This is a genomic window from Peptococcus simiae (genome assembly GCF_046569735.1).
GTDB classification, from domain to species: Bacteria; Bacillota; Peptococcia; order Peptococcales; family Peptococcaceae; genus Peptococcus; species Peptococcus simiae_A.
Genome location: NZ_JBKICG010000005.1, coordinates 22,399 through 42,627 on the forward strand (window position 1 = coordinate 22,399; position 20,229 = coordinate 42,627).

Annotated in this window: 23 protein-coding genes; 4 read left to right on the plus strand and 19 right to left on the minus strand. The window is 55.6% G+C overall.

Going from position 1 to position 20,229, the window contains the following annotated elements; all coding sequences use genetic code 11:
* The first annotated feature begins 26 nt into the window (after positions 1-26).
* The 4 genes from ACLGL1_RS02995 to ACLGL1_RS03010 are packed head-to-tail and all read left to right on the plus strand — an operon-like array spanning position 27 to position 2,913.
* Positions 27-320 carry a hypothetical protein gene (locus tag ACLGL1_RS02995; RefSeq protein WP_411007312.1) on the plus strand — a complete coding sequence of 98 codons (294 nt, stop codon included), beginning with the start codon at positions 27-29 and terminating at the stop codon, positions 318-320.
* Positions 308-1,141 (plus strand): MBL fold metallo-hydrolase, encoded by an 834-nt coding sequence (locus tag ACLGL1_RS03000; RefSeq protein WP_411007313.1) that lies wholly within the window; start codon positions 308-310, stop codon positions 1,139-1,141. The genes ACLGL1_RS02995 and ACLGL1_RS03000 overlap by 13 nt, the downstream gene beginning before the upstream one ends.
* The gene (locus ACLGL1_RS03005) at positions 1,141-2,394 is read left to right on the plus strand and encodes a DEAD/DEAH box helicase (RefSeq protein ID WP_411007314.1); all 1,254 of its coding nucleotides are present in this window, start codon (positions 1,141-1,143) and stop codon (positions 2,392-2,394) included. Before ACLGL1_RS03000 ends, ACLGL1_RS03005 begins: the two co-directional genes overlap by 1 nt.
* 3 nt (positions 2,395-2,397) lie before the next feature.
* Positions 2,398-2,913, plus strand: coding sequence for an NUDIX hydrolase (locus tag ACLGL1_RS03010; protein WP_411007315.1), 516 nt, complete (start codon positions 2,398-2,400; stop codon positions 2,911-2,913).
* A 144-nt stretch (positions 2,914-3,057) separates the two neighbouring features.
* On the opposite strand, the gene ACLGL1_RS03015 is transcribed toward ACLGL1_RS03010, so the two are convergent.
* From ACLGL1_RS03015 to ACLGL1_RS03105, 19 genes are all read right to left on the minus strand, one after another.
* A complete protein-coding gene (locus ACLGL1_RS03015) occupies positions 3,058-3,600 on the minus strand; it encodes a hypothetical protein (protein WP_411007316.1) in 543 nt (180 codons plus the stop codon).
* 77 nt (positions 3,601-3,677) lie between these two features.
* Positions 3,678-4,916 (minus strand): WG repeat-containing protein, encoded by a 1,239-nt coding sequence (locus ACLGL1_RS03020; protein ID WP_411007317.1) that lies wholly within the window; start codon positions 4,914-4,916, stop codon positions 3,678-3,680.
* A 330-nt stretch (positions 4,917-5,246) separates the two neighbouring features.
* Positions 5,247-5,675 (minus strand): hypothetical protein, encoded by a 429-nt coding sequence (locus ACLGL1_RS03025; RefSeq protein ID WP_411007318.1) that lies wholly within the window; start codon positions 5,673-5,675, stop codon positions 5,247-5,249.
* Between the two features lie 220 nt (positions 5,676-5,895).
* Positions 5,896-6,438: a hypothetical protein gene (locus ACLGL1_RS03030; protein ID WP_411007319.1), complete on the minus strand. Its 543-nt coding sequence runs from the start codon at positions 6,436-6,438 to the stop codon at positions 5,896-5,898.
* 262 nt (positions 6,439-6,700) lie between these two features.
* A complete protein-coding gene (locus tag ACLGL1_RS03035) occupies positions 6,701-7,984 on the minus strand; it encodes a GHKL domain-containing protein (protein ID WP_411007320.1) in 1,284 nt (427 codons plus the stop codon).
* Positions 7,969-8,700 carry a LytR/AlgR family response regulator transcription factor gene (locus ACLGL1_RS03040; protein WP_411007321.1) on the minus strand — a complete coding sequence of 244 codons (732 nt, stop codon included), beginning with the start codon at positions 8,698-8,700 and terminating at the stop codon, positions 7,969-7,971. The genes ACLGL1_RS03035 and ACLGL1_RS03040 overlap by 16 nt, the downstream gene beginning before the upstream one ends.
* A gap of 10 nt (positions 8,701-8,710) precedes the next feature.
* Positions 8,711-9,178, minus strand: coding sequence for a hypothetical protein (locus ACLGL1_RS03045; RefSeq protein WP_411007322.1), 468 nt, complete (start codon positions 9,176-9,178; stop codon positions 8,711-8,713).
* Between the two features lie 11 nt (positions 9,179-9,189).
* A complete protein-coding gene (locus tag ACLGL1_RS03050; protein ID WP_411007323.1) occupies positions 9,190-9,600 on the minus strand; it encodes a hypothetical protein in 411 nt (136 codons plus the stop codon).
* Positions 9,601-9,857: 257 nt separating this feature from the next.
* Complete coding sequence (locus tag ACLGL1_RS03055) at positions 9,858-10,793, minus strand: stalk domain-containing protein (RefSeq protein WP_411007324.1); 936 nt, start codon at positions 10,791-10,793, stop codon at positions 9,858-9,860.
* A gap of 262 nt (positions 10,794-11,055) precedes the next feature.
* Positions 11,056-11,640 carry a hypothetical protein gene (locus ACLGL1_RS03060; protein ID WP_411007325.1) on the minus strand — a complete coding sequence of 195 codons (585 nt, stop codon included), beginning with the start codon at positions 11,638-11,640 and terminating at the stop codon, positions 11,056-11,058.
* A gap of 35 nt (positions 11,641-11,675) precedes the next feature.
* Positions 11,676-12,086: a hypothetical protein gene (locus ACLGL1_RS03065; RefSeq protein WP_411007326.1), complete on the minus strand. Its 411-nt coding sequence runs from the start codon at positions 12,084-12,086 to the stop codon at positions 11,676-11,678.
* A 42-nt stretch (positions 12,087-12,128) separates the two neighbouring features.
* Positions 12,129-13,223, minus strand: coding sequence for a stalk domain-containing protein (locus ACLGL1_RS03070; protein ID WP_411007327.1), 1,095 nt, complete (start codon positions 13,221-13,223; stop codon positions 12,129-12,131).
* A 277-nt stretch (positions 13,224-13,500) separates the two neighbouring features.
* A complete protein-coding gene (locus ACLGL1_RS03075; RefSeq protein ID WP_411007328.1) occupies positions 13,501-15,216 on the minus strand; it encodes an ATP-binding protein in 1,716 nt (571 codons plus the stop codon).
* Positions 15,213-15,905, minus strand: coding sequence for a winged helix-turn-helix domain-containing protein (locus ACLGL1_RS03080; protein ID WP_408977910.1), 693 nt, complete (start codon positions 15,903-15,905; stop codon positions 15,213-15,215). Before ACLGL1_RS03080 ends, ACLGL1_RS03075 begins: the two co-directional genes overlap by 4 nt.
* 15 nt (positions 15,906-15,920) lie before the next feature.
* A complete protein-coding gene (gene phoU, locus ACLGL1_RS03085) occupies positions 15,921-16,565 on the minus strand; it encodes a phosphate signaling complex protein PhoU (protein ID WP_411007329.1) in 645 nt (214 codons plus the stop codon).
* 10 nt (positions 16,566-16,575) lie between these two features.
* Positions 16,576-17,484: a phosphate ABC transporter ATP-binding protein PstB gene (pstB, locus tag ACLGL1_RS03090; RefSeq protein ID WP_408977912.1), complete on the minus strand. Its 909-nt coding sequence runs from the start codon at positions 17,482-17,484 to the stop codon at positions 16,576-16,578.
* Between the two features lie 12 nt (positions 17,485-17,496).
* Positions 17,497-18,375, minus strand: a complete 879-nt coding sequence (gene pstA, locus ACLGL1_RS03095) for a phosphate ABC transporter permease PstA (protein WP_408977913.1) — start codon at positions 18,373-18,375, stop codon at positions 17,497-17,499.
* Positions 18,376-18,384: 9 nt separating this feature from the next.
* Entirely contained in the window at positions 18,385-19,278 is an 894-nt protein-coding gene (gene pstC / locus ACLGL1_RS03100; RefSeq protein WP_411007330.1) for a phosphate ABC transporter permease subunit PstC, read from the minus strand.
* A 27-nt stretch (positions 19,279-19,305) separates the two neighbouring features.
* On the minus strand, positions 19,306-20,202 hold the full coding sequence (locus ACLGL1_RS03105) for a phosphate ABC transporter substrate-binding protein (protein WP_411007331.1): 897 nt from the start codon (positions 20,200-20,202) through the stop codon (positions 19,306-19,308).
* Positions 20,203-20,229 lie beyond the last annotated feature (27 nt).

The following is a 20,229-nucleotide window of genomic DNA, read 5'->3' on the forward strand; positions in this document are numbered from 1 at the left end:
TATGCTACAATAAACTGGGTGATACCATGATTACAATCAACCAATTGGAAACCGAATGCCGCCGGGCCCTGAAAAAGCTTGGCCCAGACGAATCCCTTTCTGTCCGGACCTGGAAGGGCGACCGGGGCTTTGCCGTCAGCTGCACCCCGGCCGGCTACACCCTGGTTGAGGACGGGTTCCAAAATAAGACCGCCGACTTTACCGCTGAGCCGGCCCTCATAAAAGAAATCCGCCGGCTGGCCAAAAGAGAATTCCCGCGTAGCCACAAGTTGCGCTTTACCATTATTAAGAAAAAGGAGCCATCCCCTTGGAAGAACTGATTTTTTTAGGCACCGGTGCCGCTATGAATACCGACTGTTTTACTACCGCCCTCCTCTTACGTGACGGCCTGGCCGGCCACCACTTCCTCATGGATACCGGCGGGGGCAACGGCCTCCTCCACCGCTTCCGCCAGGCCCAGGTGCCTGCCGAGGCCATTACCGATGTCTTTATTTCCCACCACCACACCGACCACATCCTGGGCGCCCCCTGGCTCATGCGCCTGTCCGGCCATGGCAAGCAGCGGAACCCGGACTGGCCGCCCCTGCGGATTTACGGGTCCCCGGCCCTCCTGGAAACCCTCATGACCATCTGCCGGCCTATCTTGCCCAAGTCTGTCCTGGACCTGGTCGGCAGCCATATCCGGCTCATCCCTATCGAGGATGGCCGGACCTATCCCATCGGTCCCTGGCAGGTGACCTTTTTCGATATTGGTGCCCAGAAGGTGGAACAGTACGGCTGTCAGGTCCACCTACAAACCGGTGAAGACCTGGTTTACCTGGGGGATGAACCCCTCCGGGCCCCGGGCCTCCCCTATGCCCAAGGGGCAGACTACCTCATCCACGAGGCCTACATCGCCCAGCCGGGCCAGGGCCGGTTCGCCCCCAAGTCCATCGGCCATTCAACGGTCCAGGAGGCCGCTGAAAATGCCCAGGCCGCCGGGGCCAAGCACCTGGTCCTCTTCCATTCCGGCCTGGACGCCGGCCCCAGCCGCCGCCAGACCTATATAGCCGTCGCCCGCGACTACTTCAAGGGGCCTATTTCCGCCCCTAATGATGTGGATAGCCTATTTTTTGACCACCTGCCAAAGGAGACAAATTGATGACCTTTACCGACCTGGGCCTGGATGACGCCCGCCGGGCCGCCCTAGCCGACCTCTTTGCCATTACCGACCCCACCCTGATCCAGGCCAAGGCCTTCCCCTACATTGCCGATGGCCGGTCTGTGGCCCTGTCCGATATGACCGGGAGCGGCAAGACCCTGGCCTACCTCCTCCCCCTCCTCACCGATGACCTCCTCGGCGCCAGGGAAAACCGCCTCCTGGTCGTGGCCCCCACCGCCGAACTCTGCAAGCAGATTGAGGGCGTCGCCGCCGCCTATGCCAAGGCCCTGGGCTACCCGGATGCTGTCGTCTCCGTCTTTGGCGGGGCCAATATCCGCTACCAGATTGACCGGCTGGCCCACAAGCCCCCGATCGTTATCGGGACCCCCGGCCGCCTCTTGGAGCTCTTCAACCGGCGCAAGCTCAACGGCCAAACCATCCGGGCCGTCATCTACGATGAAATCGACGCCCTCCTCGGCAAGCCTGCCGACATCGCCGACCTCCATAAGCGCCTCCTCCGGGACGTCCAAACCGTCCTGGCCTCCGCCTCCCTGACCGATGACCAGGTTCTCTTCTTTAACCGGGACATCCTCCGCTTAGACGGCGAAGGCAAGCTGAATGACCGCATCCGCCACCTGACCCTCCCCTGCAGCGCTAAACGGAAGTTCGACCAGCTCCGCCGGCTCCTCTTTGCCCTCCAGGATGGCGGCACCAGCCTGGTCTTTATCAACGCCCTGGACCAGATTGACCGGATTGTCGACCGGTTAACCCATATCGGCCTGCCGGCTGCCGGCCTCTACAGCGGCATGCACAAAAATGCCCGCCAGGCCGTCATGCAGGGCGTCCGCCAAGGGGAAATCACCATCCTCGTCTCCAGCGACCTGGCCGCCCGGGGCCTGGACCTGCCCATCATAGACCAGGTCATCCACCTAGACTTCCCCAATGACCCCCAAACCTACGTCCACCGGGCCGGCCGGACCGCCCGAGGCCCGGAATCCACCGGCGCCTCAGTGGTCCTGGTGGCCGGCCGGGACGAGGCCGCCCTGCGGGTCTACGAAAGGGAACTGGGCATCCGCTTTGAGCCCATGTTCGTCCAGGATGGCCTCTGCTTTTTGGGCCAGGCCCCGGATAGGGACGAGGCCCCCAAAAAGAAGAAAAAGAAAAAAACCGGTCCCAAGACCGGCCCGAAAAAGAAGGCCAAAAAAAGCCCCAAGCACGCCGCCCGCAAAAAAGAAGAGAGGAAAAAGAGCTAAACCATGGAACTTTGGGAACTATTGGATGATACCGGCCGCCCCACCGGCGACCTTCACCCCAGGGGTGAGCCCATGCCCCCGGGGACCTTCCACGCCATCATCGGCGTCTGGACCATCCACCGCCGGCTAAAGCGGGTACTCATTACCCTCCGGGCCCCGGAAAAGGTCATCTGCCCCGGCAAGTGGGAAAATACCGGCGGCTCAGTCATTGCCGGCGAAAGCCCGGCCCAGGCCGCCAGCCGGGAGCTCCGGGAAGAAACCGGCCTGGCCACCAGCCCGGAAGCCCTCCAGCCCCTGGCTGTCATCCAAAATGGCCAGGTCTTTGCCAATTGCTACATCAACTACACCGACATCCCCCAGGACGGCATCCGCCTCCAACCGGGGGAAACCGTCAACTACCGCTGGGCCAGCCTGGAAGAAATCGACGCCCTCATCGCCGCTAACCGCTTTGCTGAGCCTGAAATCATCCAATACCAAACCTGCCGCCCCTACCTGCAAGAGGCCCTGGCAGCCTTATAAGAACCACCGGCCCAAAACCGGAACCTATAGCCCAAGCAGCCCCTGACTGGTCAATGGCCCAGTCAGGGGCTGCTTGTTTGTATGCAAACTTTATTTTTCTGATGCCTTATTCAAGTCCAGCCGATAACCAGTTGCTCCTGCTCCCTAGGAATGGATTTCAACATTCCCGTCCGTGCTAAAGAGGACCCGGGACCCGTCTGCCCGCTCAATTTCTTGAAAGGTCTTCTTCGTTAAGACCAGGTTTTGGGCCCGGGGGACTTCCTGGGCCAGGCGGGCATTGATTTTATCCTTGTCTGCCTCTGAAGCCTTCTGGAGGTCAGCCCCCTTGCCGAGGATATCATCCTGGGCCTTAACCAGGCTCCGTTCATAGGTATCCCAGGCCGTCTGCTTGAGTTGGGGCTGGAGGTCTTTTAAGGCCTGTAAAGTCAGGTCCCGGACAGGTGCCTTGGGGTCTGCCTTGTCGATTTCTCCCTTGATCAGTTCATAATTGTACTGGGCATTATCCAAATATTCCTGGTCTGACAGGTCGACAATGCCTTCCAAGGTTTCCCCGGCAAGGGAGGTCTCCACCACCGAGCCGGACCCGGAAGAAGCAGCCCCCTCACGCGTCGCCTCCGACCCGCCACAGCCGGTCACCAAGAGGACCAGGCCCAAACCACAACAAGCCGATAAAACTATCTTACGCATGATACCATCTCCTTCTGAAGCGGCTTTCTACAAATTTTACACACACTATAAGGTATTCTTAATGCCCTTTGATCGCCTTAGTTCAAGGAAATAATCCCCCAGGGGCCATTTTCCTTTTCCCTAAACCATGCCTGAGACCCGTTGATAAACAAGCGCAATTCGGCCAAGGTCGGTTTGACGACGACCCGGCCCTTTTCATTGACCACGCCCCATTTACCTCCCTGCTTAAAGGGGGCATAGCCTAGAGCGTTAAAGTCCCCCAGGCCCTGGTTTTCGGGAAGGCTGACTTCTTTTCCCTTTAGGTCGATAATACCTCCCTGGGACCCATCCCGGTAGATGGCATGACCGGCCGGGGTAAAGGGGCCTACCTGGTCGGCAAAGGACTTCCGCAAAACCTTACCCTTGGCGTCCAAAAGGCCCACCCGGCCTTTTTCTTCATACAAGCCGTACCCCTCATCCTGGCTGCCCCTTGAAATCATCGCAATGGCCGCATCGGCAAAGGGCTCACGGAGGACCTTGAAATCACTATCCAGGAGCCCCCAGCGGCCATCCTTTTCATAAGCAAGCGGTAGGCCGTTTAAAAAACTCGTTGCTTCCAGCCGGCCGGGCAGGTCAAGGGTCTTCACCCGATCCCCTTGGGCGGTTATAATCCCGTACTCATCACCGAACCGGTATAAGGCCCGGTCATCATCAGCAAAGGGCCCAATCCAATCAAATACCGGCTCGACCAGGGGGCTGCCATCCCCGGCAGCCAGTCCGAATAAATCCTTTTGACTGTAGACAAAGCCATCACCGGCCGGCAAGGGTAGGCTTTCACTCAAGGCCGGGGTCATGGTCCGGCTTTGAGGGTCGTAGATACCCCACAGGCCCTCTTTTTGATAGCTAAAGCGAGGATTTCCGTCTTTATCGGTAAAGGGTTCAAGGGCATCGGCAAAGGGATCTTGTAAGACTTGTCCCTGGGCATCCATCAGGCCCCAGGGGCCGTCAGTAACCAACCGGAACTTGTAATAATCACCGGTATAAAGGGGCCAGATATCCCTATAGTCCGTTTCCAGAAGGGTCTTGCCCATATTATCCACCAGCCGGGCCTTACTCTCAACGGTCAGCGCCCCACTGGCATCTACCGGACTATAAACCACCGTCCGCCCCTTGTCATCTATAGGGCCGATCGCCTTGGCAAAGGGGGCCGCAAGGACCCGGCCCTCACTGGTCTGAGGGGGCGCTTCAGTAGACGAAGGCTCTAGCTCTGCTTGACCACAGGCCACTAGGCAAAAACCTAAGGCCACCGCCAGGATAATGGAGCTAAGCGATTTCATACCATCATCTCCTTTTCCCTTGATATATATTTTTACTGATTTGAAACAGCGCTCTTTCTCCTAACACTTGCGTCAGGCTACAAGTCTAATAGCCCATTGGAATCGCCTGCCTTTCCTTTCTACCTTTACGATATTTTGTAAGCCCATTATAGCAAAATTATCTAGCTATATTTTTACCTTGTCGGATTTTGTGCCATAGCCGTCGTTTTTCTTTATATTTTCTTTGTTTTTGCAGCAAATAGGCCTTTTTACACTTTACTCACAGCCTTTTAAGCTTATGGAGAGAGCTGTTCTGCAGTCCTCTTCCAATCCAAGCCCCTTCTTTTACTGTCAGTCTGTCTCTTCCCCTGACCGGGCAGGTCGGTCCCGGGTCAAGAAAAAGCCGGCCGGGACCTGGAGGGCGGTCCAAAGGATAAAGCCGCCGGTATAGAACCAGCTGACTAATCCTTGGCCAAGGGGCAGGAAAAAGACGGTCATACTCAGGCCAAGGAAAAAGATATCTGCCAGGAGGAGGGCCAGGAGGTAGGCCTTTTGCCCCCTCGTTCCCAGGGCCCTGTAGACCAGGGCTAGGCCGAGGGGCAGGCAAATGGTGCTCACAAAGAGGAGAAAGCTGGGCACTCCTACAGCCACCGGCCCAACAGCCTCGTTGAACTTGATCATTAAGAGGGGCCTGTTGCGTAAGTAGATCACCGTCAGCAAGGCCGCCAGGCCCAGACCCATTATGACGGCCCCTAAAAGGCCCCGATATTTTTGCTTCATGTCTTTACCCCTCCCACGGGTTTGATTCTATCCTTAAAAGCCTCAAGGCCCCTCTTCTCACCACTACTGTCTGACGAGGCCTACTGTCCCATCCCTATAGAAGTTTAGCTTCATCTGCCGGTTTATTTTTTTCGGATGTACAGAGGTCTTTCGGGTGCCGACGATGATAAACCTGCAAGTTTTCTCATAGGTTCGGACCGAATGCCCTCTAGATCAATGCTCACGCTGACTTGGCCTTTTCCACATTTTCGCTTAAGAGAACAGCAAAGGCCTGGTTATAGGCAACCGTTTCCCAATAGGTCTTTAAATCGATGCCGGCAGCCCGGCACAGGTCATCTGTCAGGGTTCGGATGTCCTCATCTTCTTCATACAGAGCCTGCTGGGTCTGCAAGTAAGCTGCCATACTTTGCTCGGTTGGCAGGCAACCTAGGTGCTGGGCTGCCTTGATCCGGTTGGCTGCCGGCAGTTGAGGGGACGGGTGGCTGGTTGCCTCTAGGGCTTGGGGATAAGCCACCCCCTCTAGAAGGGCATGGATGACTTGGTTGCCTGCCTCATAAGCGGTCAACCGTCGGGCCAGGTCCCGCCCCTCCGCCCGGATGGCTTGATCGGCAGACCGATTCAGGGGCTCCACCCGGTCCACTTGTCCTTTCGCCTCAAAGATCAGAATGGGATCTTCCTGGCTAGTAGCGGATAGGGTCCCGGCGATCGTTAAAATGACCGCCAGCACCATAAGGACAGCAATAACCGGCGAAAAATTTTTCATACCCCTCTCTCCTCCCTACTTTCTATCAGGCTATTCAATGAACAGCCGGATGCCTCTTGAAGGGCTCTACTAAAACTACGTCTCAATCGCCCATTGGCATCTCCCGCTTTCATATCCACTTCACTCTACTTGTAAGTCCATTATAACAAAGTTTTCCGGCTGTATTTTTACCTTGTCGGATTTTTTGCCATAGCCGTCATTTTTTATCGCTACCCATAAAAAACCGGTTGGTTTCCTTTAAAGGAAACCAACCGGGGTCAGCTTAGTCTAGGTCCACCTTGAGATAGGCGAAGATATCCACCCGGTAGTAGTCATCCCGGGTCCGGATGGTCATCCGGCCGTTTTGGGCTTCCAAGATCCGTCGGACAATGGAGAGGCCGCGGCCGGGTTGCTTATTGTCCTGGGGGACCCAGGTATTGACCAGGGTGGCCCTGATCATCCCGTACTTGATGATGAGGTTTAGGGAGACCTGGGGCCGGTCTGCTGCCCGGGCGGCCTCAAGGGCATTATCCAGGAGGTTGGCCAGGACCATGGCCATGTCCTCATGGTCACCCTTGGGGAAGTAGCCGGTCACCTGCATATCCAGGGGGATATTGCCGGCTTCTTCCTGCTTAACCCGTAAGACGGCGTCCACCAGCTGGTCCCCTGTCAGAGGGGTGACCCGTTCCAGGAAGGGGCCCTTATAGGCCAGCCATTGTTCCAGTTTTTCCAGGGCGGTCTGGTTCTCCCGGTAGAGGATGAGCCGGTGGAGGGCCTTGAGCCGGTTAATCCGGTCGTGTTCGGCATCGTAATAGTGCTCGGTCAACCGGTGGTAGGCCTGGAGGTCCTTTTTCAAGAGGCCGCTGTAGTCCTGCTCGGCAAGGACCAGGGACCGGGCCAGCCGCCTATTCTGGAAAAAGAGGCCGGCCAGGAGGAAGAGCAAAAAGATGCCTATGCTGGACCCCAAGATGAGGACATGGACCCGGTTTAAGGGGGCGGCCACCAGGCCATACTGGCGGATATAGTAGTCAAAGAGCAGGAGGACACCACCGGCCCCGGCGGCCAGGGCCAGGCCCGTCCGCCTATCCATTTCCCGGACCAGGCCGGCCCGGCGAAAGTAATAGAAGGCAGCCAGCATCCCCAGGGCCAGGGCCAGGTCAAAGAGGTGGAAGGCCAGGTACTGGACCGGGCTATAGCCGATATACCGGGGCCGCATGACCACCTGGGCGTAAAATTCAAAGCTAAGGGCCTGGGCCGGCATGAGGAGGGCGGTCAGCATCAAGGCCTCCAGGGCCTTGACCGGCCACCGGTCCCGGCTAAGGGCCGCCAAGAGCAAGATCCCCGCAAAGAGGGCCCCATTCCGGCCCAAATAGGGAAAGGCCGGCTCATAGGCACAGCTCAGCAAGGCCAGGCTCCCTAAGAGGGCCAGGCCGGCCGGGACCCGGGGCCGCTCCTTAAAGGGCCGGGCATAGAGCAGGGCGACCAGGGCCAGGACCAGCAGGGCCAGCTTGACCCCGTAAACCGGCAGGAGCCAGCGGCCCAAGGCCAGGGTTAGGAATCCATCCATCCGTCATCTACCTCCTCAAAGCCGGCTAAGAGCAATTTTTCTAAGGGTTTCTGTAGGGGAATAGAAAAGGTCAGCGCCTGACCGCCGGTAAAGATCAACTTCCCTTGGTGGAGGTAGCGGACATGGCGGATATTCACCAGGTACATAGTGCCAACCATGACAAAGAGCCGGCTATCCAGGTCTTGGCTGATTTCCTCCAGTTTCCCGTAAAAATCCGGACTCTCCCCCTCCAGCAAGTGGGGCCGGACCATCCGGGTCTTCTTTTCAAAGTAGAGGATATTGTCAAGGGCCACCGTATAGGTAGACTTATTAAAGGAATAGCTGTAATAGCGCCGGTCCAAGGTCTCCAGCCAGCGGTCTAAAAGGCCGGTCAGCTGGCCTGCAAGGGTCTCCTCCGGGACCCCCTTATCCACAAAACCGAAGGGCCGGGTATTGGCCACAGCCGCTGTCACGGCCGGGTAGGCTGTGATGAAGATAACATCCCCGGTAAAGCCCTGCCGGCGGAGGTCTCCCACCGCCTCTAGCGCATTCCCATCCGGTAAGCAGATATCCAGGATGGCCAGGGCCGTGTCCGCCGTCAGCTCTGCCGCCAGGTCAGCCAGGTCAGCCCCGGCCACCAGGTCAAAGGGGACCTTGTGGTCCAGGACCCAGTCCTCCAGCAGGGTAAAAAGAGCCTCCTGCTCCGGCGGCTGGTCCTCAATCAGCAGAATACGCACAAGCCACCTCCTACCATTGGTCTATCCGGAAGTCAATATCCAGGTCCTCGCCCCCGTCTTTGGCATTCACCCGAAAACTATAATAAGAGGGAACCGCCCCCAAGGGGATGGTCATCCGCCCCCATTTGCCGGGCTGGACCGTCGGCCCCCGGTTGTTATCAATAAGCATATAGACTTCCCTTTCCATATTATTACGCACAGAAAAAGTCACATACCGGCCCTCAAACTGGGGGTCAATCATCTCTCTCCGGTCAAGAGCGTAGGCATTGGCCAGGTGTCCAAAAAAGTAAGGATGGGTCTCTGACGGCATTGGAATATCCGCAATATAGCCCAGACTCGGATCCACTTGCCGGGGCCTCTCCTGGCTTAACTCTTTCATGGTGGGTTGAGTACTCATGGTTAAGTTGTCATAAAAGCACCCCGTGCAAGTGCAGAAGATAAAGCAAACCGTGATGACCAGACCTAATTTTATTTGCATAATATTCCTTTTTACCTTTGTCTAATGGCGCATTGCATCGAGAGTAATCCCCCATAGGTTGGGTAGGCATTAAAGGCATAGTATTTAGCAGTTGGTATATTGGCACTAATATGCCCCTGTTCCCCCGGCGCAAAGGTTCGATAGGTTTGGTTATTAATATTGATTGTAATCGCAGACCCACCGGTGTTCTTAATCCAAAAATTGACATAAGATCCATTTTGTGGGTCTAGCAAAACATTTTTATAAAAATAGCTCTGCTGGTTAACATTGCCGACAAATATAGAATAAGACCTCAGCTCAATATCTTCCGACACCACCCTAGCGGCCGGTGAGCCTTCATTTTCAACAACCGGCCCGGCATAAATACAGGTCGGGAATAGGGCTAAAAGGCATGCTAAAGCTATGATCATATTCTTTTTCATGTATAAAACTCCTTCCAAAACGAATGATTGGAAAAAACGCAAATAACCCTGGGTGGTCACCACCACCCAGGGTATGGTATTTCTACCATCAATATATCCAACTTGTCATTACTTATACCCTCAACTGATGGCGCCCTTTCAAAACAGCCACCAGTTGGTTAATCTATATCCTGAATATAAAGGAGAAATATCTATTTTTTACTAGACTCTTAAGTCAATGATATTGGGCATTAACCCCTTTGCTCTCTGCCAAGCAACTAGGCCCCAAGCTTTGTCAGCTCAATCTCCCGGGCTGTGCCCCGGCCTTGCTGATCTGTAGCGATGAGCTTGCCGTCTTTCATGGAGAAGGTGCTGGTATTGACGGGGAAGGCCAGGTCGTGGCTGGTCACTTGGCCGCTGGCGGTATCGGCGATGTAGAGGCGGTTGGGCTGGATGGGGTTGGTCCAGCTGGCGGCGCCGGTGCCGTCGGTGTAGTAGACTTTGCTGCCGTCAACGTAGAAGTGGCTGGACCCGAAAACGTCGGTCAGGTAGATGAGGGATTGGTCTTTGACTTGGAAGAGGGGGACTTTTTGGCTAAAGTCTTGGCCTTGGGTCATCAGGCCTAGGTAGGTAACGCCCTGGATGGTCTCTTTTAAGACGAGGGGGTTGGTGGCTGTTTGGGTCAAGGGGGTGTAGCCGGCAGGGAGGGTTAGCTCTTGGATGCCGGCGTCATTGGCCCGGAGGACTTTGGTCCCGATGACTTGGTAGAGGGGTTCTTTCCCTTGGTAGACCCAGACGGTCCGGCTGGGGGCATCCCAGTAGATGTGGCCGTAGAGTTGGGCAAAGTCTCTGGCCGGGAGGTAGGTCCGGTTATTGGTTAGGGTGGGCAGGGTGGCAAAGCGGCCGGCTTGGCCATTGGCGGTGTAGGCGGCCTGGCCGACGGTGAGGGTGACGTCAACGGTGCCGGCGGCGTCGGTGATGTGGATGGTGCCGTCAGGCTGCCAGTCGGTTTGGTAGCCGAAAGCATCATTGACGACCCGGAGGGGGATCATGGTCCGGTCCTGGTTATTGATATAAACCTGGCCTACATTTTCATCTGTAGTAACAGAGGTATTATTAACAATCAGGTTAACATCTGTACTATCTGCCAAGGCCAGGCCCGGCATCATCAAAAGCGTTACTGCCATAAAAGTTGCTAGTATTTTTTTACTCATCATATTTTTCTCCTTATTTAATCCGATTGCTATTGTTACTATTCACACCTAACGCTATACTTCATCCCCTTCGCTGATTTAAACCTTTCCATATGCAAGCACCTTTTTTCATTTATCTGAATTATACCATAGAACCAGGCCCTTATTTTTACCTTGTCGATTTTTGTGCGATAGCCGTCGTTTTTTATTCTTTTTAGGTTATTTTCCCATAAAAATAGGCCCGATTAAGCGGAAATCTTAACCGGGCCTATGGGCTGATGGCTTACTGGTCATTGGTCGGCAGGGGGTCTAGGCCGCTTTGGGCGTAGGCGTCACGCATGGCTTCTTCATCGGCCTTGGCCTGGGCCAGGAGCTGATCGCTCCGGCTGATGAGGGCTGGCCAGTCGCTGTTTTCTTCTGCTAGGGCGCTTTGGGTATCTTGAGCCAGGGCCATGAGGTCTTTGGCGCTATTAACCATTTTCTCGTAAAAAGGGGTAAAGACTTCCTGCTGGTCTTTCGTCAATGATGGGAATTCAACTGTTTTCGGGTCATTGCCGGCGATGGGTTTGACAAAGGTATTGATGCCGTGAGACGCTTTGATCCGGTTGAGGGCGGCTTCTTTATCCAGGGTCCCGGCCTGGGCCTGGGTCTGGATATCTTTGAGCCCTTCCAGGACCTGCTGGTAGACGGCGAATTGCTCCGGCATGGTTTCAACCAGGGCCTTGTCTTTCATTTCTTGGCTGATGGCCAGGCTGCTGGCGGGCTCGACTGAACTGGCGGCAGAGCCGGATGGGCCGGTATCTGTCGCGCAGGCTGAAGCTACCAGGGCGACCAGGAGGGTCATGGCAAGGAGGGGGTATTTTTTCATAGGATCATCCCTTTCATGTGAGAGAGCGTTTTTTCTTAGGCTTTCTTAACCGGATGCCTACCTACGGCCGGGCCGGTGAGCCAGCCGGCGGTATAGGCCAGGAGGTAAAGAACCGGCTTGACCTGGAGGGTCAGGCGGAAGTAACTTTCAGCCAAGCGGGCGTAGGTGCCGCCGGGGAAGCCCACCGGAAGGGCCAGAAGGCCAAGGTGCAGGGCCAGGACCGCATAGAGCAGGATGGCCCAGGCCGGTCGACCGGCGACTGGTGGCCCAAAGGCCCGGCGGGCACAGACCCCGCTTCCGGTACAGGCCAGGAAGATGGCTCCTGTCCCCCAGATAAAGGTCAGGGGGGCGGCCGGAAAGGGACTGGCTTGGTTCATCCGGAAGGCGAGGATACTGCCAAGGGCGGCAAGGACAACCACCAGGAAAAGGTAGGGCAGGCGGTGCATGGTAGGCCTCCTTGGTACTTACTTAGGCAATGGGTAAGAGGGCTAGGCCTTCAGCTCAATCTCCCGGGCTGTGCCCCGGCCTTGCTGATCTGTGGCGATGAGCTTGCCGTCTTTCATGGAGAAGCTGCTGGTATTGACGGGGAAGGCCAGGTCGTGGCTGGTCACTTGGCCGCTGGCGGTATCGGCGATGTAGAGGCGGTTGGGCTGGATGGGGTTGGTCCAGCTGGCGGCGCCGGTGCCGTCGGTGTAGTAGACTTTGCTGCCGTCAACGTAGAAGTGGCTGGACCCGAAAACGTCGGTCAGGTAGATGAGGGCTTGGTCTTTGACTTGGAAGAGGGGGACTTTTTGGCTAAAGTCTTGGCCTTGGGTCATCAGGCCTAGGTAGGTAACGCCCTGGATGGTCTCTTTTAAGACGAGGGGGTTGGTGGCTGTTTGGGTCAAGGGGGTGTAGCCGGCAGGGAGGGTTAGCTCTTGGATGCCGGCGTCATTGGCCCGGAGGACTTTGGTCCCGATGACTTGGTAGAGGGGGTCTTTCCCCTGGTAGACCCAGACGGTCCGGCTGGGGGCATCCCAGTAGATGTGGCCGTAGAGTTGGGCAAAGTCTCTGGCCGGGAGGTAGGTCCGGTTATTGGTTAGGGTGGGCAGGGTGGCAAAGCGGCCAGCCTGGCCATTGGCGGTGTAGGCGGCCTGGCCGACGGTGAGGGTCACGTCAACGGTGCCTTCGGCACCGGTGATGTGGATGGTGCCGTCAGGCTGCCAGTCGGTTTGGTAGCCGAAGGCGTCATTGACAACCCGGAGGGGGATCATGGTCCGGTCCTGGTTATTGATATAGGGGGCGCCTTCTGCGGCGGTGGTCCGGCAAACCTGGCTATTGACCAGCAAGGTCAGGTCCCAGGAGGCCACTTGGTCAGATCCGGCCGGCAAAAGCCAGCCCAGCTTGGCACCGACGGTATCCGGGTGGGTATTGCCTTGGGCATCGACCAGGTCACCGAAGGCGTCTTTGGTAACAGTGTTATCAGTGGTTGAGGGGTTGACGATGGTGGTTGGGCCAGGGCTGTCGGTAGCCCAGCCGGCAACTGGGGCCAGGGCAAAGAGGGCCAGGGCCAGGGTCACGGTGGCAATACATTTTCTCAACATGCTAATCATCCTTTCTAAGGAACGGGGCTTAGGCAAGGGGTAGACCTAAGGGCATTTACTTTCCCTTATTTTCCCCCTATTCTGATATCTTTATTATAGCATAGAATGCTTAGAATATATTGACCTTGTCGATTTTTCTGCCATAGCCGTCGTTTTTTTTTGCTCACTTGAGTCAAGAGCTGCCGCCTGGATAGAAAACCTATGACCGGAGGGGCCCTAGGGACAAAAATACCGGCTGCAAGTCAGGCTTGCAGCCGGTGGGTATGCTGGTTAGTGCTTACAGGTCTTCCGGGAGGCCAAGGGCGTCGGCGGATAGGAAGTGGACGGTGATGGTGGTGCCGCGGCCGGGGGCGCTGTCGACGTCAATGGTACCATGGTGGCGCTGGACGATGTGCTTGACGATGGATAGGCCTATCCCGCTGCCGGAGGCCGTTTTACTGCTGTGGCTGGTATCCACCCGGTAGAAGCGTTCAAAGAGCCGGCTCTGCATGTCTTTAGGAATGCCGGCACCGTTGTCGCTGACGGAGATGAGGACTTCATCCCCTTCTTCCATGACGGAAATATGGACATAGCCACCGGGGATATTGTACTTGATGGCATTGTCCACCAGGTTACCGAGCATGTCGGCCAGGAGGACTTCGTTGCCGAAGACGGCGGCCTTAGTCTCCATGGCAGACAGGCGGACTTCATTCTTTTCGGCGATCCGGCCAAAGCGGTCCATGACTTGGTTGATGACATCCTGGATATTGACCCGGTTGTCGCCATCCAGCTCGCCCTGTTCAATGGCTGACAGCCGCATGATGTGGTCGATCAGCTCTAAGAGGCGGCCGGCTTCGGTGTAGATGTGCTGGGCAAAATGGCGGCGGTCCTCTTCGCTCTTGACCATGTCATTGGCCAGCATTTCGGCAAAGCCGGAAATGGAGGTCAGGGGGGTCTTGAGCTCATGGCTGACATTGGCGGAGAATTCTTCCCGGGCCTGTTGGGCGGAGACTTGGTCGGTGACATCCAGCAGGAGGATGATGGCGCCGACGATGGCGTCATCCCGGTAGACAGGGTTGACGAAGAAGCGGCCAATAATAGACCCATGCTTGAGGAGGTTGGATGAGGAATGACCTTTTTCAGCCAGCTCGACGGCCTCTAAAAGTTCAGGCTGCCGGGAGAGGGCAATCATGTGCTCGCCGACAGTGGGCATAACATAGGGGGTGAAGAAGTTGATGGCGCTGGCATTGACGGCCAGGACCTGGTGGTCCTTGTCCAAAAGGACCAAGCCTTCTTCCATGTTTTCAATAATATCGTTGATGGTGGCCCGTTCACTCCGGAGGGTCTCCAGGTGGTCTTCAATGGTCTCCCGCTGGGTGATGATTTCTCTGAAGAAGGGTTCCAGCTCATCATAGCTTTCCGGCAGCTGACCGTGGGTGAGGTCATCAGCGGCTTCTTCGATGGGCCGGAGGAACCACTTAGTCAGGGACCGGGAGGCAATCATGCTCAGGAGAAAGAGCCCCAGGACCATGACAAAGATAGCGGGCAGCATCCGCAGAAAGACCCCAAACATGGTGCTGCTGTCCCGGGCCAGGCGGAGGACTTGGTCAGTCCCGGGGACTCGGACAGCGCTGTAATGGGTTTCGACCCCCAGGGTCTTGCTGACCCGTTGGTCAGCGGCCCGGCCTAAGGACAGGGCTGTGGATATTTCCGGCCGCTCCTTGTGGTTGGCCATAGAGGCGGCATCGCTTTGGTTGTCGTAAATCACCCGGCCATCTCCCTCTACCAGGGTAATCCGCAGGTCTTCTTGCCGGACCGGTTCAAAGCTGGCCAGGTAGGAGACCTTGTCATCTCTACCGGCTATGCCCTGGGCCAGGGCCAGGGTTTCATTCATGAGGGCATCGCCCTGCTGGCGGGAGTAAAAGGTGTAGTAGCCAAAGATGGAAATCACCGTATTGAGCAGGAGGGTGATTAGGATGGTCAGGCAGAGGGTTTTAAACAAGCGACTTTTCAAGTCTGGGCACCTCCTTCCAATTTATAGCCTACGCCGCGCACGGTTTGAATGAGGTAGTCTTCGCTGCCGAGCTTTTGGCGCAGGAGGCGGATGTGCATGTCTACTGTCCGGCTCTCTCCTTCAGCTGCAAAGCCCCAAACAGACTCTAGCAGCTGGTCTCTTGAGAGGGCTAGGCCATTATTGAGCATCAGGTAGTGTAAGAGTTCAAATTCTTTAAAGGTAAAATGGATTTCTTCCCCATTCACTTCGACGGTCCGGCGGGCCGGGTCCAAGCGGACCTTATCAATTTGCACCGGGGCATCTTCCGGGGCTATGGCCTGGCCTCTGCCGGCCCGGCGCAGGAGGGCCTTGACCCGGGCCAAAAGCTCCATGACACCGAAGGGCTTGGTCATGTAGTCATCGGCGCCGAGCTCCAGGGCTTCTACCTTGTCATACTCATTGCCTTTGGCGGTCAGCATCATAATCGGCAGGTCTTCGCCACCGGCCCGGGCACGAATTTTTTTCAAAATCGAAATGCCGTCTTCATCCGGAAGCATGATATCTAAAATAAGCAGGTCCGGCTGAACGTCCGAGCCATGAAAGGCTTCGGCGGTGTCAAAACCGTGGGCCCGGTAGCCGTCATTATCCAAGGCGTAACAAACCAGCTTTCGGATGGCGGCATCGTCTTCAATGATGACAATGTCTGGCATGGTTTTCCTCGCTTTCTAGCGATTCAACTCGCCGGTAATTGTATAATCGACCCAATGGGCCATATTCACAATATGGTCGCCAATGCGTTCATAATATTTAGCAATTAATATGACTTGAATCGCCGTTTCAATATCATCGGTTTCATTCTTGATTTTGACAACCAAATCTGTTTGTAGGTCCCGGTAGATCCGGTCTACAACGTCATCAGAGGCAATGACCTCCTTAGCCATTTCCAGGTCACTGCCGACAAAGGCATTGATGACATCGGCCAGCATCCGCTCGGTGACATCCCCCATCTGTCGGAGGGGGATGCTGTCTTCAGACCCGCAAATATCCGGGTGCCGGAGGGTCATTTCTGCAATGTTAGCGGCCTGGTCACCGATCCGGTTGACGTCGGTGATCATTTTCAGCACGCTGGAAACCAGGCGGAGGTCGCCGGCCACCGGCTGTTCCTTTAAGAGGACATTCAGGCAGCGGCGCTCAATGGTCTGGTCCAGGCGCTCTACTTCGTCATTGGCTTCAACAGCCCGCTCAACCACATCAGGTACCTGGTCGGCCAAGGCCTGGGTGGCCATATGAATGGCATCTTCTGCAAAGCTGACCATCCGGACCATTTCGCTGTTGAGGGCCATTATTTCATTATCTAACCGTTCTCGCATAAGAACCTCCTTAACCGAATCGCCCGGTGATGTAGTCTTCGGTGCGTTCGTCTTTCGGATTAGAGAAAAGTTCATCCGTTTTATTTTCTTCAACCACTTCACCTAATAAGAAGAACACTGTCCGGTCAGAAATACGAACGGCCTGGTTCATATTGTGGGTGACTATAATGATAGTGTAATCTTTTTTCAGTTCAGTGACAAGCTGCTCAATAGAGGCTGTGGACAGGGGGTCCAGGGCGCTGGTCGGTTCGTCCATGAGGAGGACTTCCGGTTCAACAGCCAGGGCCCGGGCGATGCAGAGCCGCTGGGCCTGTCCACCGGAAAGGCCCAGGGCAGACTTTTTCAGCCGGTCTTTAACTTCATTCCAAAGGGCTGACCCCCGCAAGGACCGCTCAACGATTTCGTCCAGTTCCCGCTTATTGGTGGTGCCGTGGAGCCGGGGTCCGTAGGCGACGTTGTCATACACGCTCATGGGGAAGGGGTTGGGCTGCTGGAAGACCATGCCGATCCGCTTACGCAGGAGGGTCAGGTCGACCTTGGGGTCATACATATCCATGCCGTCAATGGTCAGCTTACCGGTGACCTTGGCCCCGTGGACCAGGTCGTTCATCCGGTTGAGGCATTTTAAAAGGGATGATTTACCACAACCGGAGGGACCGATTAAGGCGGTGATATTTTTTTCGGGAAAGGCCAGGTTGATATTCTTCAAGGCTTCAAAGTCGCCGTAATGCAGGCCTACATCATGGGCCTCTATTTTACCTTTTAAGTTGGGGTCATAACCGGTATGGTGACCACCCGGTGCGATTTCTCCCTTACGCTGCATGGCCTGGACTTGGGCATCTTGGACGGATGCCTTGGCAGCTGGCGCATCGGTTGGGGCCGGTGGGGTCAGGACAGGTGAATGTTTTTGTTCAGTCATAGATGAGCTCCTTTATACATCTTTCAGGCGGTCTAACCGATGGGCCAGGTATCTGGCCAAAAAGCCGAAAATCAGAACCAAAAGTAAGAGGGCCGCCGAAGATACGTCTGCTAACGAAGCCGCATTGGTCGCTAGGGATTCCGTCCGGGAGGACCAGATCTTAAGGGCCAGGGTTTCAGACGGACGAATGGGGTTTAAGGGGCAGGTGGGGCTGGTGAGGTCCCAGTTGGACCAGTTGATATCCGTACTCATCCCCGCCGTATAGAGGAGGGCTGCCGCTTCCCCAAAACAGCGACCGGCCGCTAAGACAACCCCGGTGATCATCCGGGAGGCTGCTGTCGGCAAGAGGACCCGGGTAATGGTTTGCCAGCGGGTGGCCCCTAGGGCCAGGCTCCCGGACCGGTAGTGGTCAGGCAGGGCTCTGAAGGCATCCTCGGTAACAGTCGTTAAAAGCGGTAGGTTAATAATAGCCAGGGCCAGGGCCCCGGAAATCATATTCCAAGAGGCGCCGACATAGAGAATAAAGACCAGGTAGCCGAACAAGCCGACAACGATGGACGGGAGAGATGACAGGGTTTCAATAGCAATCCGGATGGTTTTGGTGACCTTATTGACCCCGGCGTACTCGGCCATGTAAATGCCGGCGCCGACCCCTAGGGGCACACTGAATAAGAGGGCCAGGAAAACCATATAGACGGTATTGAAGAACTGGTTGCCAATCCCTTCCGGGGTAAAGGACAAGAGCTTCCATTCAAAGCCGTGGAAGGCCTTGTAAAATACATAGATAAAAATGGCGGCCAGCAAGACCAGGGCTGCACCTGTGACGCCGTATATAATACCGGTGGCCGCACTATTGGCCCGGTGGGCTTTTTTATGGGTAGATGTACTCATGCGTCCTCCTTATCTTTCATGACGGCGTTTTTCCAGCATTTGGAAGAGGTGTACGATAGCAATACAAAGTAGGGCCACGATGAATAAGAGCAGGGCCATGCTCCAGAGGGCCATATTGTATTCGCCGCCTTCTGTCGCCCCGCCCATGTCTGTGGCGATGGCGGCGGTTAAGTTAATGGTCGGATCCAAGATGGATTCCGGGAAAACCCGGCTCTTACCAATAACCATGGCTACCGCCAAGGCTTCACCAAAAGCCCGGGCCAGGCCCATAATAAGCGCTGTGTACAAGCCTGAACGCGCAGCCGGGATGACCACCCGCCAAATAACCTGCCACCGGGTAGACCCTAAAGCATAAGCGGCGGACCGGTAACTTTGGGGCACCGCTTTTAAGGCGTCATTCATTAGGGTGGTAATGGTCGGGAAAATCATAAGGCCCAGCACAAGACCTGCAGCTAAAACCGACAAGCCGTGAGGACGGTCAAAGAGTTTTGCAATGGCAGGTACCAGGACGGTCAGCCCGACCCAACCATAAACAACTGAAGGAATCCCCACAAACAATTCAACGGCCGGTTTAATATACCTGTTACCAATTTTAGGCTGAAGTTCTGCCATAAAAATGGCCACCGCCAAAGACGGTGGCACAGCCAGCAACAGAGCTAATCCGCAGGTTAACAGAGAGCCAACAATGTAGACCGCCGAGCCGATCTTCCCGCCACCGGTAAAATCATCCTGCGGGCGCCACTCTGAGGAGAATAAGAATTCACTGATAGAGTGCCCATACACTGTAAAGCTCTCACTGCCGCGTACAGTCAGGAACAGCGCAATGGCAATGGTCAAAGCGATAATCGATAAACCGCAAATTCGCACGGCATGACGACCGAGAAATTCTTTTAAATCGCGCATTGCGTCCCCCTATATTTCGACTAGAACCTAGCGTTCTTCTTTCATCTTAGACGTTACGTTGTACCCTTTTTCTTCCAGGGTTTTACCGAATTCTTCCCCCATGATGAAGTCAAGGTATTCTTTGATGACGCCATCCGGCGCACCCTTGGTGTACATGTGTTCATAACCCCAGATCGGCCATTCGCCATTGTAGGTAGCATCCAGGCTGGGGGCTACGCCATCGATAGAAAGGGCGGCAACGTCTTGGTTATTGACCAGGTAAGAGTAAGCAACATAACCGATAGCGCCTTTTTGGTCAGTGATGTTTTGCAGTAAGGACCCGCTGTCATCGGTTTCTAAAGCACCATCAATACCGGATTCCCCATCTAAAGCGTATTTTTCAAAGAGGGCCCGGGTACCGGAAGTTTTAGGGCGAACAATGAGGACGATTTCTTCATCCGGACCGCCAACGTCTTTCCAGTTGGTGATTTTTCCGGTGAAGATATCTTTTAATTGGTCTTTGGTGACGTTGGGAACGTCTTTAGCCAGGTCTTTATTGATAATGGGCACCATGGTGATGACGCAGACCTTATGGTCAACGAGGTCTTTGGCCATGCTTTCGTCTAATTTTTCTTCTGCAGCCACGTCAGAGTTACCAATGTCAACTGTGCCTTCAGCGACTTGCTTTAAGCCACTGCCGGAGCCACCGCCGTTAATGGTGATAGATACATCCGGATTGTCTTTTTTGAATTCGTCAGCTGCTGCTTTAGCCAGGGGCAAAATAGCTGTAGACCCGCTGGCGGTAATGCTTTGGGCGCCGCTATTGGAGCTGGCTTCCGTTTCAGAACCGGACCCCTCTGTATCTCCGCCACCGCCGCCACAGCCGGCCAGAACACCAAGTGATAGTGCCGCGATAAGTGTCATTGCAATCATTCTTTTTTTCATTGATGTTTTCCCTCCTTGGAATTTGTA

Excerpts from the sequence above, each read along its gene's own strand:
- ACLGL1_RS03025 (WP_411007318.1), bottom strand. The coding sequence starts at position 5,675 with ATGAAGCAAAAATATCGGGGCCTTTTAGGGGCCGTCATAATGGGTCTG.
- ACLGL1_RS03055 (WP_411007324.1), bottom strand. The coding sequence starts at position 10,793 with ATGAGTAAAAAAATACTAGCAACTTTTATGGCAGTAACGCTTTTGATG.
- ACLGL1_RS03065 (WP_411007326.1), bottom strand. The coding sequence starts at position 12,086 with ATGCACCGCCTGCCCTACCTTTTCCTGGTGGTTGTCCTTGCCGCCCTT.
- ACLGL1_RS03030 (WP_411007319.1), bottom strand. The coding sequence starts at position 6,438 with ATGAAAAATTTTTCGCCGGTTATTGCTGTCCTTATGGTGCTGGCGGTC.
- ACLGL1_RS03105 (WP_411007331.1), bottom strand. The coding sequence starts at position 20,202 with ATGAAAAAAAGAATGATTGCAATGACACTTATCGCGGCACTATCACTT.
- ACLGL1_RS03015 (WP_411007316.1), bottom strand. The coding sequence starts at position 3,600 with ATGCGTAAGATAGTTTTATCGGCTTGTTGTGGTTTGGGCCTGGTCCTC.
- pstA (WP_408977913.1), bottom strand. The coding sequence starts at position 18,375 with ATGAGTACATCTACCCATAAAAAAGCCCACCGGGCCAATAGTGCGGCC.
- phoU (WP_411007329.1), bottom strand. The coding sequence starts at position 16,565 with ATGCGAGAACGGTTAGATAATGAAATAATGGCCCTCAACAGCGAAATG.
- ACLGL1_RS03035 (WP_411007320.1), bottom strand. The coding sequence starts at position 7,984 with ATGGATGGATTCCTAACCCTGGCCTTGGGCCGCTGGCTCCTGCCGGTT.
- ACLGL1_RS03005 (WP_411007314.1), top strand. The coding sequence starts at position 1,141 with ATGACCTTTACCGACCTGGGCCTGGATGACGCCCGCCGGGCCGCCCTA.
- pstC (WP_411007330.1), bottom strand. The coding sequence starts at position 19,278 with ATGCGCGATTTAAAAGAATTTCTCGGTCGTCATGCCGTGCGAATTTGC.
- ACLGL1_RS03070 (WP_411007327.1), bottom strand. The coding sequence starts at position 13,223 with ATGTTGAGAAAATGTATTGCCACCGTGACCCTGGCCCTGGCCCTCTTT.
- ACLGL1_RS03050 (WP_411007323.1), bottom strand. The coding sequence starts at position 9,600 with ATGAAAAAGAATATGATCATAGCTTTAGCATGCCTTTTAGCCCTATTC.
- ACLGL1_RS03080 (WP_408977910.1), bottom strand. The coding sequence starts at position 15,905 with ATGCCAGACATTGTCATCATTGAAGACGATGCCGCCATCCGAAAGCTG.
- ACLGL1_RS03045 (WP_411007322.1), bottom strand. The coding sequence starts at position 9,178 with ATGCAAATAAAATTAGGTCTGGTCATCACGGTTTGCTTTATCTTCTGC.
- ACLGL1_RS03020 (WP_411007317.1), bottom strand. The coding sequence starts at position 4,916 with ATGAAATCGCTTAGCTCCATTATCCTGGCGGTGGCCTTAGGTTTTTGC.
- ACLGL1_RS03060 (WP_411007325.1), bottom strand. The coding sequence starts at position 11,640 with ATGAAAAAATACCCCCTCCTTGCCATGACCCTCCTGGTCGCCCTGGTA.
- ACLGL1_RS02995 (WP_411007312.1), top strand. The coding sequence starts at position 27 with ATGATTACAATCAACCAATTGGAAACCGAATGCCGCCGGGCCCTGAAA.
- ACLGL1_RS03010 (WP_411007315.1), top strand. The coding sequence starts at position 2,398 with ATGGAACTTTGGGAACTATTGGATGATACCGGCCGCCCCACCGGCGAC.
- pstB (WP_408977912.1), bottom strand. The coding sequence starts at position 17,484 with ATGACTGAACAAAAACATTCACCTGTCCTGACCCCACCGGCCCCAACC.